This is a genomic window from Janthinobacterium sp. GW822-FHT07H11 (assembly GCF_058798615.1).
The window spans coordinates 3,228,660-3,248,295 of record NZ_CM179507.1 but is presented as its reverse complement, the minus strand read 5'-3'; the positions used below and the strand labels follow the sequence as shown (position 1 = coordinate 3,248,295).

The 19,636-nt window shown below is 64.8% G+C and carries 12 protein-coding genes; 2 read left to right on the top strand and 10 right to left on the bottom strand.

The window, feature by feature from the left end:
• The first annotated feature begins 157 nt into the window (after positions 1–157).
• Positions 158–3,598 carry a hypothetical protein gene (locus tag AC3RCJ_RS14350; RefSeq protein ID WP_492964348.1) on the top strand — a complete coding sequence of 1,147 codons (3,441 nt, stop codon included), beginning with the start codon at positions 158–160 and terminating at the stop codon, positions 3,596–3,598.
• 27 nt (positions 3,599–3,625) lie between these two features.
• Here the strand turns inward: AC3RCJ_RS14350 and AC3RCJ_RS14345 are convergent, their stop codons facing one another.
• From AC3RCJ_RS14345 to AC3RCJ_RS14310, 8 genes are all read right to left on the bottom strand, one after another.
• Positions 3,626–4,450 (bottom strand): ferritin-like domain-containing protein, encoded by an 825-nt coding sequence (locus AC3RCJ_RS14345; protein ID WP_492964349.1) that lies wholly within the window; start codon positions 4,448–4,450, stop codon positions 3,626–3,628.
• 43 nt (positions 4,451–4,493) lie between these two features.
• Positions 4,494–5,414 (bottom strand): DNA-binding transcriptional regulator DsdC, encoded by a 921-nt coding sequence (gene dsdC / locus AC3RCJ_RS14340; protein ID WP_492964350.1) that lies wholly within the window; start codon positions 5,412–5,414, stop codon positions 4,494–4,496.
• Positions 5,414–6,745 (bottom strand): D-serine ammonia-lyase, encoded by a 1,332-nt coding sequence (dsdA, locus tag AC3RCJ_RS14335; RefSeq protein ID WP_492964351.1) that lies wholly within the window; start codon positions 6,743–6,745, stop codon positions 5,414–5,416. The genes dsdC and dsdA overlap by 1 nt, the downstream gene beginning before the upstream one ends.
• A 112-nt stretch (positions 6,746–6,857) precedes the next feature.
• Positions 6,858–7,295, bottom strand: a complete 438-nt coding sequence (locus tag AC3RCJ_RS14330) for a hypothetical protein (protein ID WP_492964352.1) — start codon at positions 7,293–7,295, stop codon at positions 6,858–6,860.
• 4 nt (positions 7,296–7,299) lie between these two features.
• The gene (locus AC3RCJ_RS14325) at positions 7,300–7,521 is read right to left on the bottom strand and encodes a hypothetical protein (RefSeq protein ID WP_492964353.1); all 222 of its coding nucleotides are present in this window, start codon (positions 7,519–7,521) and stop codon (positions 7,300–7,302) included.
• Between the two features lie 219 nt (positions 7,522–7,740).
• The gene (locus AC3RCJ_RS14320) at positions 7,741–9,828 is read right to left on the bottom strand and encodes a TonB-dependent receptor (RefSeq protein WP_492964354.1); all 2,088 of its coding nucleotides are present in this window, start codon (positions 9,826–9,828) and stop codon (positions 7,741–7,743) included.
• Positions 9,829–9,921: 93 nt separating this feature from the next.
• Entirely contained in the window at positions 9,922–10,323 is a 402-nt protein-coding gene (locus AC3RCJ_RS14315) for a DUF2946 domain-containing protein (protein ID WP_492964355.1), read from the bottom strand.
• Between the two features lie 55 nt (positions 10,324–10,378).
• Positions 10,379–12,514, bottom strand: coding sequence for a TonB-dependent siderophore receptor (locus tag AC3RCJ_RS14310; protein WP_492964356.1), 2,136 nt, complete (start codon positions 12,512–12,514; stop codon positions 10,379–10,381).
• Positions 12,515–12,759: 245 nt separating this feature from the next.
• On the opposite strand from AC3RCJ_RS14310, the gene AC3RCJ_RS14305 reads away from it, so the two are divergent.
• Positions 12,760–16,221, top strand: coding sequence for a DUF748 domain-containing protein (locus AC3RCJ_RS14305; protein ID WP_492964357.1), 3,462 nt, complete (start codon positions 12,760–12,762; stop codon positions 16,219–16,221).
• A gap of 56 nt (positions 16,222–16,277) precedes the next feature.
• On the opposite strand, the gene AC3RCJ_RS14300 is transcribed toward AC3RCJ_RS14305, so the two are convergent.
• Both AC3RCJ_RS14300 and AC3RCJ_RS14295 read right to left on the bottom strand, forming a co-directional pair.
• Positions 16,278–16,907, bottom strand: coding sequence for a hypothetical protein (locus AC3RCJ_RS14300; protein WP_492964358.1), 630 nt, complete (start codon positions 16,905–16,907; stop codon positions 16,278–16,280).
• Positions 16,908–17,057: 150 nt separating this feature from the next.
• Positions 17,058–19,508, bottom strand: a complete 2,451-nt coding sequence (locus AC3RCJ_RS14295) for a membrane-bound PQQ-dependent dehydrogenase, glucose/quinate/shikimate family (RefSeq protein WP_492964359.1) — start codon at positions 19,506–19,508, stop codon at positions 17,058–17,060.
• Positions 19,509–19,636 lie beyond the last annotated feature (128 nt).

The following is a 19,636-nucleotide window of genomic DNA, read 5'->3' as shown; positions in this document are numbered from 1 at the left end:
GACAGACTCAGCCATACCCGCCACTGTCGGCAAATTTGACAGCCGCCCGCCGAAACGCCATGCAAGTCCTTGTTTTATCAGCCTGATTTTCGCAGGAACGCTTCCTGCTTGAGCTCCTCCCCGGGCACGCTTTGCGACGGGAACAGGGAGAGTCATCATGACAGGCATCAAACAGGCGCTGGTAAAGTTGCTGGCCTTGCTGGCTTTCGTGCTGTGCGCGATGCCGGCCGCGCGCGCCACCAGCATCGGCTACACGGCGACGTCGCTGGGCGGCACGCAGTGGCGCTACGACTACACGGTCAGCAATACCACCTTGGCCGTGCCCATCGAGGAATTCACCTTGTTCTTCAGCGTGGGCACGTACGCCAAGCTGCAGAACGTCTCCATGGCGCCCGGCTGGGACGTGCTGCTGGCGCAGCCCGATCCCGCCATTCCCGGCGACGGTTACGTCGATGCGCTGGCCATGCTGGGAGGCATCGCGCCCGGCGCCACGGCCACGGGCTTTTCCGTCACCTTCGATTACCTGGGCGCGGGCAGCCCCGGCGCCCAGCCGTTTTCCATTCTCGACCCCGTCTCCTTCAGCGTGCTGGAAACGGGCGTGACGCAAGCCGTGGCCATTCCCGTTCCGGCCACGTTCTGCCTGCTGCTGGTCGGCGTGCTGGCCATGCTGTGCCTGCGGCGCGGGCAGCTGGCCGCCGCCGCGCTGGTTCCATTGCTGGCTGCGGGCCTGTGCGCCTGCGGCGGCTCGAACGACCCGACGCAGCCGCCGCTGCCGAAAGTCATGCTGGCGGCAGCCACGCCAGAGGACACCGGCAAGGATACGGCGCCAGCGGCCATCGATGGCACGGATCAAGGCCTTGCCGCCGGTCCCTTGGACGTCACGTCGCTGCGCAAGACGGCCGAGCGGCGCGTCAACCGCCGCATCTACGAATACACGTTTCGCGTCAGCATCCGCAACAATGGCAGCGACACGGCAAACAATGTGCATGCCGTACTCGCCGGGGTGCCGGCCGGCACCACCATCGTTGACGGCGACGTGCTGGCCGGCAGCATCGCGGCAGGAGCGACGGTCACCGCCACCGACGTCATCGTGCTGCGCATCGACCGCACGCGGCCCTTCGAGCTGGGCGGCCTCGTGTGGAACGTCACGGCCGGCGACAGCGTGGCGCTCGCCCCCGTGCGGCCTGCGCAGGTGGTGGTGCTGCCGCTCGACGCCCTGGGCTTTCCGGATGGCGCCGACAGCGTCAAGGCCGCCGGCGCCGTCACCGACGTGCTGCTCAAGGATGGCAGCCTGCGCTTTTCGACGCCCGGCGATACGGGCAGCGACCAGCATGCGCAATTTTTCATCAGCAAGGGAGCTAGAGTCGCCATCTTCGATGTGCTGATCCAGACGGAAGTGCCGACGGCGGTGGAAACCTATGTCGAACCGCTCGACGATGGCAGCCTGCCGGCCACGCCGCCCAAGCTGGCCATCACGGGACTGGGGCCGAACAATACGCTGCTGGCGGGCGGGCTGACATTGCGCCTGAGCGGCGCGCCGGCGCTGGCCCTGCAGAACGACAGCGACGGCTTCCTGGCGGCGCCCGGCGGTACGGCCGTCGCCTTGAAGCCGTTCTGGGTGTTCCACCCCGACACGGGCAGCTTCACCATCAGCGCCACGGCCATGCAACAGTTGCTGGCCTCCCTGCCCTCCGGCGCGCTCGACATGCAGCTCAACTTCGTTTCGCAGGACGGCGAATTTGCCGTGTCGTATGCCTTGACCGTCATCAAATCGAGCACCGTGCTGCTGGGGCAGATGCGCACGCCGACGGGTGGCAACGCCACGGGCCTGGCCGGCAAGAAGATCTTGCTGGCCGGCTATAACCTCCACCAGCGCCGCGTGGCCGTGATCGACGCCACGGGCGCCTTCCGCTTCGACGGCGTCATCCCGGACACTTACCAGCTGACCCTGAACGACCTCGAACATCCGAATGCGGTCAGCATCAGCGCTGCCGTCTTTCCGAACAGCACGACGGTCAACGTCGGCATCGTCTACCCGTATGCGGCGTCGGTGGCCAGGCCAGCCGCCGGCGGCGCCTTTGTCGCCGGCACCGTCACCCAGGACGGCAGCGCGCCGCCCGCGCGCAGCGCGCAGGAAGATGCGGCCCCGCCGCCCGCCGCCACGCCGCTCGATGACGAGGGCAGCCAGACCTTTACGGCCACGGCGGCCGCGCAAGGCCAGACCATCAGCGTCCCCATCGCCTACACGGTGCCGCAAGGCACGAAATACGTGGGCGTGAAGATCACCGTCAGCACCGCCGAATATCCCGTGTACACGACGCAGCAAAGCCGTTTCAACGATACCTGGTCGTATGCCGTGCTCGGTTTGCCCGGCGCCAACCTGGCAGCCGCCGGCGCCGTGAACCAGTCGCACTTCACGCAGGGAACCATCGTCAAGACCGATTGCATCGATGTCAGCAAGCACACCGTGAATGGCGCCCTGGCCATCGGCGGCGCCGTCAGCGCCACGAATATCGGCGACAGCCAGCTGCCGACCGTCACCCGGGTGGAGCTGAGCCTGGCATGCAAGGGTTTGAAAGTCAGCAAGGCGCAATTTCTGTCACCCAACAAGGATGGCCACCCCATCTTGCAACCGATCAAGGTAACGGGCAACTTGCCGGGCCCCTATGTTTCCGTATCGCAAGGCACCACCACGCCAACCCATACGGTACCGCTGGAACTGCAGTACACGCCGGCGGCGGCCACCATCACGGAAGTGAACATCGGCATCTCCGCCGGCGGCGGCAACCCCTCGTTCAGCACCGACAACCTGTTGTCCCAGGTCAATACCAAGAATCCGGGCAAGGTCAAGTTCGAGGGCCTGGTGCTGCCCACCTTTGCCGGCGACAAGATCGACAAGAAGGCCGTCGTCACCATCCGCCTGAAGGGGCAGATCGACAGCAGCGAAGCGACGTCCGATCCGGCCGAGGGGGGCCAGGTGGATTTCAAGGGGGACACGGCCTTTATTCCCCTGTACCTGGCCGACAACGAACCGGCGCTGGCGGCGCGGCGCTACGGCGCCCGCGATGCGGGCGGCGACTCGTGGGCCACGCGCCTGACGATCGCCTGGCTGTTGAACAAACCCTACCGCTTCGACGACATCAGCGGCCAGCATGTGACGCAGACGGCGGCGGGCCGCTCCATCCTCGGGCATAGCGGCCACAGCGATGGCCAGCAGATCGACATGCGCTACGCGGACGGCGCGGGCGGCTACACGGATACGCTGGGCGGCGCCGGCAACGGCACCGGCATCCGCAAGCTGATCAACGACGCGCAGGCCGAAGTGGCGGCCGGGCTGCCGAACAAGCCGCGACTGGCATTGCTGGTGGCGTGGATCGCGGCCAACCGGGCCATGCTGACGCTGGAAGCGGCACAGGGCGCCACGCGCGTCATCTACATCGGCCACAGCTTCGTCAAGCTGGCCCTCGTCGACGGCCGCTTTGCCAACCCGCCCAACGCCAGGATACCCGGCGTGCCGGCCTGGGCCAAACCGGCCAAGGTGAGCATCGATCCGGCCCACCTGAGCCACTGGCACCTGAGCCTGACGGCCCACCCCTGAGCATCCCGGCGGCGGGCATGCGGCGGCTCAGGCCGGCAAGTCGGACAATTCCAGCTCCGAAAAGCCGGCCCGGCGCCGCGCTTCCAGGTTGAACGGGCCGCGCAGGGTGGGCGCTTCGTAGCGCAGCGCCAGCTCGGCATAGGTGGCGCGCAATTCCAGGCCCCGTTGATCGCACAGATAGCCGTACCAGCGGTTGCCGATCTCGACGTGCCCCACTTCATCGCGCAGGATGATGTCGAGGATGGTGGCGGCGGCCAGATCTCCCGCCTGCGCCAGCTTGGCGCGCAGCGGCGGAATCGCGTCCAGGCCCCGCGCTTCCAGGGTGCGCGGCACCAGCGCCATGCGCGCCAGCACGTCGCCGCGCGTCTTGTCGACCATTTCCCACAGGCTGTCGTGGCCGGGAAAGTCGCCATACGTGTGGCCCAGCACCTGCAAGTGCGCCTGCAACATGGCAAAGTGCGTGGCTTCCTCCTTCGCCACGCGCAGCCAGTCCGTGTAGTATTCAAACGGCAAGTCCGGGAAGCGCCACAAGGCGTCCAGCGCCAGGTTCATCGCGTTGAACTCGATGTGCGCGAGCGCGTGGACCAGCATGGCGCGCCCTTCCGGCGTGATCATCGAGCGCCGCCCCACGAGGCGCGGCGGCACCAGTTCCGGGCGCTCGGGACGGCCCGGCACGGCGCCGGTGGGCGCCAGCGGCGCCTGCGCATCGAGAGAAAGTTGCGCCTCGGCCATGGCCGCCACCATCGCCACCTTGGTGGCCGGGTCCGGTTCCAGCAGGCAAGCGAGCGCAGTGGCGCGTAACTCGCGCAATTCCGGCTGCGCGGTGAAGGTCAGTGAGGATGTTGCGTGCATGGTGTTTCCTTCGTGCGCGTGCTTGAACAAGGGGCGCAGTGTATCAAATAGCCTGCCCCAGCAGCCAGTCGAACAAGGCCTGCACCCTGGCCGGCAGCGGCCGCGCGGCATGCACGAGGTAGTACGCCTGCGGGCTGGGCAAGTCGAAAGCGCCGAACGGCAGCAGCAGCTGGCCGCTGTCCAGCCACGGCTGCAGCAGCTGGCGCCGGCCCATGGCCACGCCCGCGTGGTGGATGGCCGCCTGCGCGCACAGGTCGGCGCGGTCGAAGCGCAGGCTGCGCGCAGGCAAGGTCACCTCGGGCGCCCGCCCGTCCAGCCACAGGCGCCACTCGGCATCGGGCGCGCAGGCGGGCCAGGCCAGGGTATCGTGCAGCACCGTCGCGCCGGACAAGTTGTGCGCTGCCTCCAGCAAGCCGTGTTCGCGCGCATAGTGCGGGCTGCAGACGGGCGCCAGCCATTCGTCCATCAGCTTGCGCGATGCCAGGCCGGGAAAGTGGCCATCGCCATAGTGCAAGGCCAGGTCGACCTGGCCGGCGCGAAAGTCCACGCTTTCATTGCCCACGCGCAAGTCAAGCGACACCTCCGGGAACTGCGCAGCGAACCCTGCCAGGCGCGGCACCAGCCAGCACTGGGCGATGGACGGGCGCGCATGCACGGTGACGCTGCCCGCCAGCGCATCGCCGCCGGCCAGCGCCGCCTGCAAGCCGTCCCAGCCGATTTGCAGGGCGGCAAAGATGCGCTCGCCATCGGCCGTCAGCTTGACTTGCCGCGTCAGGCGCTGGAACAGCCGCAAGCCCAGGCTGCTTTCCAGCCGGGCGATGCGGTGGCTGACGGCGCTGGGCGTGAGCGCCAGTTCCTGCGCGGCCAGCGCAAAACTGGCGTGGCGCGCCGCCACGAGAAAGGTGTGCAGGTTGGCGAACTGGCCGGCCGTCAGCGTGGCCCCAAGCGCGGCCCTGGCCGGCATCACGCGGCGCCGGCCGCCAGCAAGGCGCGCCCGCGCGCCACGTAGGCGGCCATTTCCTGCGCCGGCACCATGCTGCCGCCCGTGCCCCACACCAGGTGCGTGGCCTTGTCCAGGTGCTGCTGGTACTGCGGCGCGGCCAGCACGGCAGGAATGCCGGCGAAACCGGCCACGGCCGACGGTTCCAGGCGCAAGCCTTGCGTTTGCTCAAGCAAGGCAAGCAAGCGGTACAGTTCTTCATCCGTGACGGTGGCGTAGCCGTCGATCAGCCGCTGCATGGCGCGGCCGACAAAGCCGGACGGGCGTCCCACGGCCAGGCCGTCGGCGGCCGTCAGGTTGTCGATGCCGATTTCCTGCACGCTGATTCCCTCGTGCAAGCCCGTGTGCACGCCCAGCAGCATGCACGGCGAATGGGTCGGTTCGACGAACACGCAGTGCACGGCATCGCCAAAGGCCAGTTTCAAGCCGAAGGCCACGCCGCCGGGGCCGCCACCGACGCCACACGGCAGGTAGACGAACAGCGGGTGCTGCGCGTCCACCGCGACGCCGGCCGCTTCAAACTGGGCTTGCAGGCGCTGGCCCGCCACCGCGTAGCCGAGAAACAGATCGTGCGAGTTTTCATCGTCGACGAAGTGGCAGGCCGGGTCGCCCTCCGCCTGCTTGCGCCCCGCTTCCACGGCCACGCTGTAGTCGGTCGCGTATTCGACGACGGTGACGCCGTGGCTGCGCAATTTATCCTTCTTCCATTGCCGCGCGTCGGCCGACATGTGCACGGTGGCGCGAAAGCCCAGGCGCGCGCTCATGATGCCGATCGACAAGCCCAGATTGCCCGTGGAGCCGACGGCGACCGCATACTGGCCAAAGAAGGCGCGCACGGCGTCGCTGGCCAGCAGGCTGTAATCGTCGCCCTCCTTCAGCAAACCGGCGTCCAGCGCCAGCGTTTCCGCGTGTTTCAGCACTTCATAGATGCCGCCGCGCGCCTTGATGGAGCCGGAAATGGGCAAATGGCTGTCTTGCTTGAGCCATAGCTGACCGTTCGTCACGCCTGACGCCAAACCCAGCGCCGCCTGCATGGCGGGCAGCGGCACGACGGGCGACTCGATGACGCCGCCGCTGGCCTGCGTTTCCGGAAACGCCTTGGCCAGATACGGCGCGAAGCGCGCCAGGCGCGCGCTGGCATCGGCCACGTCGGCCATCGTCAAACCCACGTCGTCCAGGGCCTCGGCCGCCGGCGCGATGGCGGGATTGAACCAGCTCAGCGGCTGCAAGGCCATCAATTCTGTAATCAGGGGAAATTTTTCGCGCAGCGCGGCGATGGCGGGAGTGGGCAGCATGGCAAGCTCGTGTAGGAACAAACCATGATTAGACCGCATCGGGGCGCGGCTGGCAAACGATGCTTGGTCAGGCAATGTGTGACGGGAGATCACCTGTTCTGCTGCAACAGAACTATTCGCCAGGAGCAAGGGTCCTGGATTTTCTGTTGTTTAAGAGCGAGGCGATGAACACGGCTGGAAAACAGGCCAGCCAAAGATAGCATCCGGCACCGAAGCCCAGCACCGTGTAGGAACCGTTATCACTGGGAATTATTTTAAGGCCAAAGGTAGTCAGGGCCAGCGCAAAGCCAAAAAAGGCGGCCGCCATGGCGGCACTGGGCTTCTCTTTCGAAAAGTACATGGCCAAAATAAGCAGCGGATTGGCAAACCAGGCGAAACTGCCGGCCAACGGCCCTAGCCAGCCGAGCAATAATACGCCCCCACCCAGCAAGACTTCGTGGGAATCCACGATTGCCGTTAAAAACAAGGATGCCATATACGCGACAACAGCAAGGGACAGCACGATGGCGGCGGCATCTTCGCCAAGCGGTTTGCGGGGGAAGATATCCATCTCCTTACGCTGCCGGCGGTACGGAACCCACTTCATACCACACGCGCAGGCCGCGCTCGACCTGGAATATCGACACCACGCCCCTGGTTTCCGTGAGGGTTTCAATGTTGACAGGACGCACACCTGTTTTTGCCAGCCATTCATTGGCCAACACCAGCGCTCTGTCGATGCCATCGGACAGAGGACTGCCCGACGTAGTAGAACGGAAATCTTTAAACGCGATCATGTACACCCTTTTTGTGAGCCAGCACCCTGTCCACCGATAGCAACAAGCCTTGCTATCGCACCTGTCCGGCAAACGCCGAAAACGGGACGCCATGGAGCATAACAAATTACCGAAAAGAAACATGCGCACATTGTCACGCACACCTGGCTTTCGCCGACGCGGCGGGTTCTGCAGGCGCCTTCCACCTCCCGCATCGGCATCTGGAAGGCGCCACTGCCGTTAGAACGTCAGCTGCAGCCCCACATCAATCGACCGTCCCTCGGCCGGCAAGGCTTGCAGCGCGCCGCCGTTCGCCTTCAAGCCAGACAAATACACGCCGCCCAGCGGGTCCGCATAGGCGCGGTTGAACAGGTTGCTGACACCGGCGCTCAGGCTGGCCATCTTGTTCAATGCCACGCTGCTGCGCAGGTTGACGAGCGCATAGCCGCCCGTTTCCGGTTCGAAGCGCCGGGCATCGACCTTGTCCTTGCGGGCCACGATCTTCGCTTCGATGCGGCTGCTCCAGGCGCCCAGCTTGTGCTCGACGGCCAGCAAGGCGTTGAACGGCATCATGCGGTACAAATCGCCGCCATCGCTGCGCTTGCCCCGCGTGTATGCGGTGTTGCCGGTCGCCATGAAACTGCCCCATTGGCTGCTGCGCGCCAAAGGCAGCTGCCACGCCAGATTCACGCCGTAGAGCTTGGCGTCGTGGTTGGCAAAGCGCAGCAAATTGCCGTTGGCGCCCATTTTCATATACGGGTGGAAAGACGACAGCACGTCGACGTCGATGTAATTGTCGACCTTGCTGTAATACGGGTTGACGCGCAGGAACCAGCCGTCTTCGCCGCCGCCATGCCAGTCGGCCGTGAACGCCGCCGTGTACGCCGTCTCGGGTTTCAGGTCGATATCGCCCACATAGCCGTTGCCGTCGCCAAACCAGTTGGTCATGGTCATGGCCATCGAGCCGCGGCCCCACGAGTAGCGCTCGTACAGGTTGGGCGAGCGCACCTTGCGCGCCAGCGCGAATTCGTAGCTGCTGGCCGTGTCCGGCACAAACGTCGCTTGCGCCGAAGCATCGATATTCGTGTCGCGCTGGCTACGGCTGCGCGCATTGAAGGCCCTGGCGGCCATCAGGTCCGGCATGTTCATCATGTTGGTGCCATACGATTGCACGTCGCCCGTGTCCATGCGCACGGATTCGCCGCGCAAGCCCAGCACGCTCGTCCAGCGACCATCGTGGCGCGTTTCCAGTTCGCCGAACAGCACGGTGCGGTCACGCTTGCCATCGTTGATGTTCAGATAGGTGCGCGGCCCCATCATCATGGAACCGGGCACGGCAGGCCAATAGTCGTCGAGGCGGAAACCGTGCCACTCCTGGCCCAGGCGCAACTCGCCCGCAGCGGTCGGCAAGCTGGCCATCAGCGCGTAACCCGTGTTGCGTCCATGCGTAATCATCGGCATCGAACCCTTGCGCTCGGGCGAGAAGAAGCCCATTTCGTGGTCCGTCTGCTGCCAGTAGACGCGCGCGTCCAGCACGCCCCAGGCAAACGTGCCCTGGTAGGCCAGGTTGGCGAACTGGCCATGGTTGTCCGTCATGTCCATGTACTGGTTGGGGAAGCCCTGGTACGGGATGTGCTGCACGCCGGCGCGCAGGGTCAGCTGCTGACCATCGCCCTTGGCCGCCAGCACGATGGCCTGGTTGATGCTTTCAAACATGCTGGCCAGTACCTTGTTGCCGTGGCCATCTTCATAGCTGTGGCCGCGCGTATAGGCGCCGCTGTAGCCGATGCTCAAGCTGTCGCTGGCGGCCGTGGCATGCACGCTGGTCGCCACGCTGTTGTTGACGCTGCGCCCGGACACGGCAAGGCTGCCTTGCGTGAGCAGCGGCGCGCCGGGCCGGGCGAAGACGGGCGCCATCGATTGCACCTCGATGGTGCCGCCGATGCTGTCGCCGCCCGCGCTGACGGGTGTCACGCCCGCGATCAGGCGGATGCGCTGCACCTGTTGCGGATCAATGTAGGACAGCGGCGCATTCATATGATTGGCGCAGGCGGACGTCAATTCCATGCCGTCGATGCGAATCTTCAGGCGGTCATCGGCAAAGCCATTGACAACAGGCAAGCCGGACACGCCGCCACCGGCCGCCACGCTGTAGCCTGGCGTGCTGCTGAGCATGAGCGCCGTGTCGGCGGCGGGACGGTAGCCGTCGCCTATGGCCGTGACGATGACTTTCATCTCGGGCAAGACGGTGGTGCCTGCTTCATTGCTGGTTTGCGCCACGGCGGGCATGGCGAGGGCGAGGGAAATCAAGAACGGTACATGTTTCATGGTGCTGCTTTCAGATTCTGTATGGGTAAGACGAACGGCCGCAAGCGCAGCACATGGCCGCGCGGCGCAAGGCAGTTCAGGATAAGGGACAGGTCAGAAAGCGGCGGGCGGGCCACGGGGCTGGACGGGCGTCCAGGCGAACAGGGGCGTGGCGGATTGGTAGAACAGTTCGGGCAGCAAGCCCGTGATGAGTTCGCCTGACGCGAGCACGAGCGAGGTAGGCGGAAGCGACAAGGTGTCCGCATGCATGCTGCAGCACGGGCAATCGCCCATGCGCATGCTGCCCTTGGAAGTATCGGGATCGGGCGCGTCCGTGGACAATGTTGCGGGCAACATGTTCATGCCGCCCGCCACCGAGCAGATTTCCAGGCTGGGCACGGCCAGGCCGCTGGCGACCGTCAGCGCGCGCGACACCGTAGGGGCGAGCGTGGCCAGGAAGATGGCGATACACGCGATCCACAGGACGATGCCGGCCTTGCCTTTGCTGATGAACATGGCAACATTGTATCAGCGCAAGGCCCCTGCGCACAGGGCGCAGGTCAAGCCTGGCTTACAAATCCACCTTCAAGCTCAGCTTGATGGCGCGTGGGGCGCCCGATGCCAGCCGCGTGCCCGCGCCGGCCCAGTAGCGCTTGTTGGCCGCATTTTCCACGTTCAGCTGCCACACGACAGCCTTGTCCATCACGCGGCTCGCATAGCGGGCGCCCGCGCTGTACAGACTCACGCCGCCAAGGAAAGCCTGGTTCAGGTCGTTGACGGGACGCGCGCTGTAGTAATACGCGCCGCCGTTGACGGACAGGCCCGGCACGGCGTCCAACGCATACGACAAGAAGGCGCTGGCCGTGCGCTTCGACGCGTTTTCCGGCGCCTTGCCGTTGTAATCGGCGTTGATGTTGGCGAACCTGGGGTCGAGCAGCTGGGCCGACGTTTGCCACGACAGCTGGCGCGTCAGTTTGCCCTGGGTCGACAGTTCCAGGCCCCGATAGCGCTGTTCGCCATCCGACGTGAAGACATTGCTGCTATTCGTGTAGTAGCCGGGGCGCGTGATGTCGAACAAGGCGGCGGACAGCAAGGTGCCGCCCGGCGTCAGCCAGCGCGCGCCCAGCTCTTTCTGCTTGCTCACGCCGGGCGCCATCTTGACGCCCTGGTTGACGGTGCCGGTCGGGCCCGTCTCTCCCTCTTCCAGCCCCCGCGCCGTCGAGGCGTAGAACGACAGCTGGGGCGTGGCCTTGTAGATCAAGGAGGCCATCGGCGTCGTCTTGCTGACGTCGTAATGGCTGGCGCCCTGGTCGCTCTGATAACTGCTGCGGCGCACGCCGATGACGCTTTGCCATTGCGGGCTGAAGACCATGCGGTCGAGCGCGTACAAGCCCGTGTCGCGCGTTTCCAGCGCGGCCGTCGTGGGCATGGCCGGCTTGGGACCGAACACGACAGTCGTCACGGGCACGGGCTTGTACAGGTTTTGCGAAGCGATCGTGTAGTTGCTCTGGTAGATAGGGTCTTGCGACTTGTCCGTGCGCGAGGCACCCAGGGTCAGTTCATGGGCAATCGATCCGGTGTGGAAATTGCCGGCCAGTTCCGCGCGCAGCAGATCCGACGCCGTCACGCTGTGCTGGATATTGCCCGTGATGCGGCCCGCGCCCGTGGCCAGGGCCGCCGCGTTATTCAGGCGAAAGATGGCCAGGCGGCGGTCGCGCGCCGTTTCCGAGTGGCCCGCCTCCACCGTCAAGGCCCAGCCATCCGTGATGGCGTAGTCGGCGCGCAATTGCGCGTTTTTCGTCTGCGCCTCGAAATGCGACCAGTCGGGGCCGATCAGCTGGCGCGGATCGACGGCGCGCGGCAGGCTGATCACGCCTTTCACGGCGGCCGGCAAGGCCACGCCCGCCTGCTCCGTCACCTTGCGGCGGTCGTACTCGAGGTCCGCCTTCAACAACAGTTTATTTGTCACGCGCCAGTCCAGCGCGGTGGAGAGAAAGCTGCGGTTGCCGTTGCCGACATGATCAAGGTAGGAACCCAGGGTGCCGCCGGCCGCGTTGATGCGCACGCCGAATTCCTGCTGCGCGCCGAAACGGCGGCCCACGTCGACATGCGCCACGGCACTGCCCCGGTCATCGAGGCTCAAGCCCACGCTGGTGACGGGCTGGCTGCCGGCCCGCTTGGTGACAAAATTGACGACGCCGGCCGGCGAGGTAAAACCGTAGTACAGGGCCGAGGCGCCCTTGAGCACTTCCACCCTCTCCTTGTTTTCCATGGCCACTTGCGAGAAATTCATGATGGGCATGGAACCGTTGAGGCGGTAATTCGTGCGGTTTTCCACGGCGATGCCGCGTATCACCAACTGATCCCAGGTTTCGCCGCCATTCTGCTGGCGCGTCACGCCGGCCGTATTGCGCACGGCGTCGTACAGGCCGGACACGGCTTGCTGCTCCAGCAATGCGCGCGTGATCACGTTGACGGTCGACGGCACATCCATGATGTTGGCGCCGCGAAAGCTGCCCGCTTCCGTGGTCACGGGCACCAGGCCTTGCGCGCGGGCGCCCGTCACTTGCACGGCTTGCATGACTTTCTCATCGCCAGCCGTCAAGTCGTCCTGGCCGCTGGCGGCATGGGCCGCATGGGAAGCGAAGGCCAGCGACAGGGCGGCGGCGACTGGAAGCAAGCGGGTACGAGGAGAAACGACAGGCATGACATCGGACTTTCAATGAGAAAATATGTACGAATGGAAACTTACGGTTAGCGCGCATGATACCGATAATGAGAATCATTATCAAGTAAGAGTGAGTTTGTGTGAGTTTTACACAAGAAACAAGGCCACCGTGGCGCCTGTTGTCACTTGAACACGTTTGGATTTTGCAGACGAGGCCGCAAAGAGGCATACTGACAGTCACGGCGCGCAGGACGCGCCGCCCAACAAGATCAAAAGGTAAGTTCGTGAACACAATCGACAACAAAAGCGTGCAGACGAAAACATTTCGCTGGAAACGCTGGCAGCGCTGGGCCGTCGGCATCGGCTGTGCCCTCGCCGCCTACAGCGCGGCCGGCTTCTGGCTCGTGCCCTACGTCATCAAGCACCAGTTGCCCACATTTGCAGAAAAAGAACTCGCGCGCCAGGCCAGCATCGCCGACGTGCGCTTCAACCCGTTTACCTTGCGCCTGGAAGCGGACCAGATCGCTTTCAAGGAAGCACCCGGCGCCGATGGCCAGGGCGGCGCGCCGCTGCTGTCCATCGGCGCCCTGGCCGTGCAACTCGAGTGGAAATCCATCGTGCGCCGCGCCTGGAGCCTGGCGGAAATCCGCATCACGGCGCCGCAGGCCCAGCTGACCATCACGCCGGACGGCAAGTTCAACCTGGCCGAAGTGCTGGCCACCTGGCAACGCAAGCACCCGGACAAGAGCGAGGGCGGCATGCCGCGCCTCGTCATCGCCCACTTTGCGCTGGAACAAGGCAAAGTGGACTGGCAAGACCAGAAGGCGGGTTATGCCGATAACTTCACGCCGATCAACTTTACGCTCGACAATATCTCGACCCTGCCCGACGCCAACGGCAGCTACAGCCTGAGCGCCGACGCGGCGCGCGGCGGCAAGCTGCACTGGCGCGGCACGGCCTCGCTCAGCCCGATTCGTGGCGACGGCGAACTGATATTGAACGACGCTTCCCTGCCAGGCCTGGCCGCGTATTTGAAGGCGTACACGCGCGCGACGGTGACCAGCGGCAAGCTGTCGGCCCGCCTGCCCTACGCCTTTTCCTATGCCGACGGTGCGCTGCAAGCGACCGTCAAGGGCGCGGGCCTGGCCTTGCGCGACCTGGCGCTGGTCCGCGATGGCAAAGGGGAACCGTTTACCTCGCTGTCCACCCTGGGCATCGCCGGCGTGAACGTGGACCTGGCGCGCCAGAATGTCACGGTGGATAAAATCAATCTGTACGGCGGCAAGGTGGCCGTGCGGCGCGACAGCAAGGGCGAGATCGACGTGGCCAACCTGATGTTGCCCGGCAATCCCGAACCTGTAGCACCGGCCGCCGCGCCAGCCAAGCCTGGCAAGTGGAAGGTGGATTTGAAACAGCTGGCGCTGGCCAATGTGGACGTCTCCGCCATCGATGAAACCGTCTCGCCCGCCCTGCAATTGAGTGCAAGACAGTTGCAACTGCAACTGCAACTGGGCTTGCAGCAGGGGCCGGCGGGCATGGCCACCGTGATCGACGGCGCCAGCTTTGCACTGGCCGATCTGGCCATGCAACGCGGTGCGCAAACGCCGTTCAAGCTGGCCCAACTGGGCTTTACAGAAGGCAAGATCGACCTGGCGGCACATAGCGTGCACGTGGGCGCCGTGACGGCCAGCGGCGCGCAGATCGACCTGGCGCGCAACCGCCAGGGAGACTTTGCGATTGCGCAAAAACTGCCCGTGTTTGCCTCCGGCAAGGCCGACGCGGGCAAGGACGCCCCTTCCGCGCCGTGGTCCACCCAGATAGACAAGGTGGAACTGAGCAAGTTCGGCGCCCGTTTCGATGACGCGGGCACGGGCATCAAGGGCAACTTACAAGATGCGCGCCTGTCGCTGGACAAGGTCAGCAACGATATGAAGCAGGCGCTGCCGTTCGAGCTGGGCGTGGGCCTGCGCGAAGGCGGAGTATTGACGGCCAAGGGCAAGTTCGTGCCGGGCACGGGTGCCGTCGATGCGCAACTGAATTTGAAACAGCTGGCCCTGGCGCCCGTGCAACCCTTGCTGGCGCAGCATGTAAAGCTGAAGCTGGCGGGCGGCACTCTCTCCGGCAGCGGCCGCCTGACGACGGGCGGCGGCGCGCCGAAGGCGCCGAAAGTGCGCTATGAGGGCGGCGTGGATATCGCCGGCCTCGTGCTCAATGAAACGGATGGCAAGCGTTTTGCCTCATGGAAAAGCGTGCGCGCCGACAAGCTGACGGCCAGCGTGGGCCCCGATTTTGTCGACATCCCCGAGCTGCGCGTGGTCGAACCGAACGCCCAGCTGATCATCGAAAACGACCGCAGCCTGAACGCGCAGCGCTTGCTGGTGAAGGCGCCCGAGCCGGCCACGGCACCCGCTCCTGCGAGCGCCACCGCGTCGGCGGCCGACGCCGCCTTCCCCGTGCGCGTGCGCCGCGTGCGCCTGCAGAACGCCAAGCTGGACTTCGCCGACCTGAGCTTGCGGCCCCAGTTCGCGGCGAAGATTTATGAACTCAATGGCGTCGTCACGGGCCTGTCGACCAAGCGCGATGCGCGCAGCCAGATCGAACTCGATGGCCGCATCGACGAATTCGGCCTGGCCCGCGTACGCGGCCAGCTCAATCCCTTCGCCCCGACCGACAATACGGACTTGAACGTGGTGTTCAAGAACGTCGACATGGTGTCCGCCTCGCCGTACACGATGAAGTTTGCCGGCTACAAGGTGGCGGAAGGCAAGATTTCGCTGGACTTGCAATACAAGGTGCGCAACCGCCAGCTCGACGGCAGCAACCAGATCGTGCTCGACAAGCTGACCCTGGGCGAGCGCATCGACAGTCCCGATGCCCTGAAACTGCCGCTGGAACTGGCACTGGCCATCCTCAAGGATAGCGACGGGCGCATCGACCTCGGCTTGCCCGTGTCGGGCGACATGAACGACCCGCAATTCAGCTATGGCGCCCTGATCTGGAAAGCCGTGGGCAATGTGCTGACCAAGATCGTCACGGCGCCATTCCGTGCGCTGGGCAGCTTGCTGGGCATCAGCGCCGACAAGCTCGAAGCCATCGATTTCGATGCGGGCAGCGCCGTGCTGCTGCCGCCCGAGCGGGAAAAACTCAAGCAGGTGGCACAGATCCTCGCCAAGCGCGAACAGCTGAAGCTGGCCGTGCCGGGCCAGTACAGCGACACGGACGGGGCCGCCCTGCGCGCCCAGGCCGTGCGCCGCGCCGTCGCCGCCAAGGCCGGCATCAAGCTGGAAGCGGGCGAAGAACCGGGACCGCTGAACCTGGGCGAACGCAAGATACGGGGCGCCCTGCGCGAGCTGTACGGCGAACGCTTCGGCAAGGCCGAGCTGGACAAGCAAAAGAAGGCGGCGGAATCGGCCGTACCAGCCACGGCGGCGGCATCGGCCAGCGCCTCCGCGCCGGCAGCGGCCAAGATCCCCGTCCTGCAACGCCTGGGCAAGCTGATCGAGGGCGAGCCGCAAGTGGCCGACACAGGCGCCTTCTATACCGGCTTGCGCCAGCAGCTGGAAGCCAAGCAGGCCCTGCCTGCCGATGCCTTGAGCAAACTGGGCGCCCAGCGCAGCGCGGCCATCCTGGCGGCCCTGCAGCAGGACGGCACGCCGGCGGCCAGGGTCGGCGCCGGGGCGCCGGAAAAGACGGAGGCTGCGCCGGGCAAGCCGGTGGGCTTGAAGCTGGGATTGGCGGCGCAATAAAAAAGGCGTTTTCCGCAGTGAATTTGCGGACAACGCCCTTTGATCAAGAAGTGAATTTATTGCTTGGGCTGATATCGCTGACGGTCAAATCCGCTGACATCAAATTCAAATACGGGCGCGCCTTCCTGAAAAATATCCACGGCAATGCGTACTCGTTTCGCTTTTTGCAGTTTCCCCAGGAATTTCTCATAATTGCGGAAGAAAATCGTATCTGAACTATTATCAGCAGGCGCCGCCGCGGCATAATTGACGGGCTTTTCATCATCAAATCTCACCAGCACCGTGCAATCCTGATAGGAGGGGCATAATATCTGTCCCTTTCTGATCGAGAAAATCACATCTTTAGCTTGACGGTATCCTGCCCGCAAAGTCAATTTGGCGTTTTGTAATCCGCTGTAGGGGAAGTCAAAATTGACGGCATTGGTGCTATACACGTTGGCGAAATAAGTCGTGCCGCCATCCATCTTGTCCTCACTCACGTCATAAGTCCACTGTTTTCCCGCAACCACTGTGTCGGCGACGGCTGCAGAAACTGGAACGTTTTTTGCCTTTTCAACCGCCAGCTCGGCTTCCAGCGCGGCGATCTTTTTATTCGCCGCGTCGAGTTCGGCATTCGGTGCTTTAGGAGAACAAGCACCAACGGAAAGTAGTACTGCTGTCATTAGCGAAAAGGTCGTCGTATTCATTGAATAAGTCACAGGATGGGCGATATGAGTCCGGTCCCGAGTCTAACAAACGACATTATTATAAGCAACATGCAACTTTAAAAACTCGCCAGCCCGGCAAGTAATTATGCTGCGGTGCCGCCAGCAGTGGCGGAACCGCAGCAAACGCAATTACTTTGCTTTCCCCGCCTCCTTCGTCGCTTCGTCCGGCAAGGCAAACGCCACCAGGCTGTCACCCATCTTCGTGCCCAGCGAACCGTGGCCGCCGGCCATGACGACCACATATTGCTTGCCCGTCTTGTCGGAGACATAACTCATCGGCGTGGCCTGGCCGCCGGCAGGCAGGCGGGCTTGCCAGACGGTTTTGCCGTTGCGCACGTCGTAGCCGCGGATGGTGTAATCGAGCGTGCTGCTGAGGAAGGCCACGCCGCCGCCCGTGGTGCTCATGCCGCCCAGGCTGGGCACGCCCAGCGGCAAGGCGATGGGCACGGGGGCGCTGTCGCGCGTGGTGCCGTTCTTGTGCATCCAGACTTTTTTCATCGTGCGCAAGTCCACGGCGGCCACATAGCCCCATGGCGGTGCCTGGCAAGGAAAACCCAGCGGCGACAGGAAGGGCTTGATTTCCACGGCGAACGGCACGCCCGTCTGCGGCTGCAAGCCCATTTCCGACCCCGTGCCGCCCTTCGCATTGGCTTGCGCGCGCGGCACCAGGCGTTCCAAAAAGCCCATGTAGTCGGGATTGACGAGCAACAGCTGGCGCACGGGATCGACGGCCGCGCCGCCCCACTCGAAGATGCCGAGCGGGCCCGGCGAGATGATGGCGCCCTTGATCTTGCCTTCGGCCACCGTTTGCGGCGTGAACGGCCCTTCATAGCGGTGCTGGCGGAAGATGATGCGGCAGGCCAGCTGGTCGAATGGCGTCGTGCCCCACATATCCGTTTCGCTGATGTGTTTCTCGGGCAAGAAAGTGAGGGCCGAGAACGGCTGCGTGGGCGACAGGCGGTCGCCAGGGGCCGCGTTGGCGGTCGGCACGGGTTTTTCCGGCGCCGGCACGACCAGGCTGCCATCGCGCCGGTCGATCACATAGATGTCGCCGCGCTTGGTGGTGGCCACGACCGATGGAACTTTGCCTGTCGGCGTGTCGATGTCGACCAGGGTGGGCTGGCCGCCGATATCCATGTCCCAGATATCGTGGTGCACGGTCTGGTAGACCCAGCGCACTTTCCCCGTGGCAAGATCGAGCGCGACGATGGCGCTATTGTATTTCTCGCCATTCGGATTGCGCTTGCCGCCCCAGGTGTCCGGGGTTTCATTGCCCATGGGTATATACACCATGCCCAGCTTTTCATCGACGCTGGACACGCCCCAGGAATTGGGCGAGTTGTTCGTATAGGTCTTGCCATCGGCAATCGGCGCCGTGTCGTCGGGGTTCGAGGCATCCCAGTTCCACAGCAGCTTGCCGCTGACGGGATCGTAGCCGCGGATCACGCCCGACGGCTCTTCCGTGGAAAAATTGTCCGTCACGCTGGCGGCCATCACCACCACCTTTTGCGCCACGGCCGGCGGCGACGTCGGCATCAAGAAGCCCCGCTTCTTCATGCCCATGCCGTGGTACAGGCCGATCACGCCGTTTTCGCCGAAGCTTTTGCACGCTGCGCCCGTATCGGCATTGACGGCGATCAAGGTCGCATCCATGGTGGGCGCGAAGATGCGGCGCGGGCACTCCATGCCGGCCGCCTCGGGCGCAGGGTCGCCCTTGGCGCGGCCCGCGTTGACGTCCCAGTAGGCCACGCCGCGGCAGATCATGTGCTGGTAGCTTGACGCGTCGCGGTTGATCTTCGGATCGTGGCGCCACAGTTCCTTGCCCGTGTCCGGGTCCAGCGCGATGACGATGTTATGCGGCGTGCACAGATACAGCATGCCATTGACTTTCAGCGGCGTGACTTCGTTGGCGATCTCGCCCGGGTCGTCCGGCCCCTTGAAGTCGCCCGTGTGGTACACCCACGCCTGTTTCAGCTGCGCGGCGTTGGCCGGCGTGATCTGCGCGGCCGGCATATAGCGGTCGCCATAGCCGGAGCGGCCATACGCGGCCCAGTCGTTGGGCGCCACGCCGGGCGCGATATCACCTGCGGGCGTGGCCGCCATGTTTTCAGCCGGCACTTCGCCGTGCAAGGTATGGTAATCCTGGAACAGCGCGAACACGCCCACGGCCACGGTGGCCACGACGGCGGCCAGCAAGGCCGTCTTGCCCGGCTCGCGGGCCGGCGCCTGGCTGGCGCCATACGCGCCCAGGCGGCGGTCGACGAAGGGCAGCAGCAGCCACACGCCGGCGGCGAACCAGATGTCCAGGCGCGGCAGCAATTGCCACCAGTCGAATTTCACCTCGATCACGGACCAGACGAGGGTGGCGAACAGCAGAAGCGCCAGGAAAGGCTGGGCGCCGCGCCGCCCCTTGAGCACCAGCACGCCCGCGACAAGCATGCCGATGCCGGCCACGAGGTAGTACCAGGAACCGCCCAGGCTGGCGAGCCAGGCGCCGCCGCCGGCAAGCGCCAGTCCCAGCAGGATGAAGACGGCGGCGGTGATCAGCAACAAGGGTCCAGGCCGGGAAGAGGCAGTCATGATGCTCCTTTGCAAGGGTAAGTCGGCGGCACGCGCCAGCGCACCGGATTGACGGCGATCAATGCAATTTCATTTTTTCACTAATCGGCAAAGCGTGGCACACGCGAGAACACCCTGTTTTTGCGGTG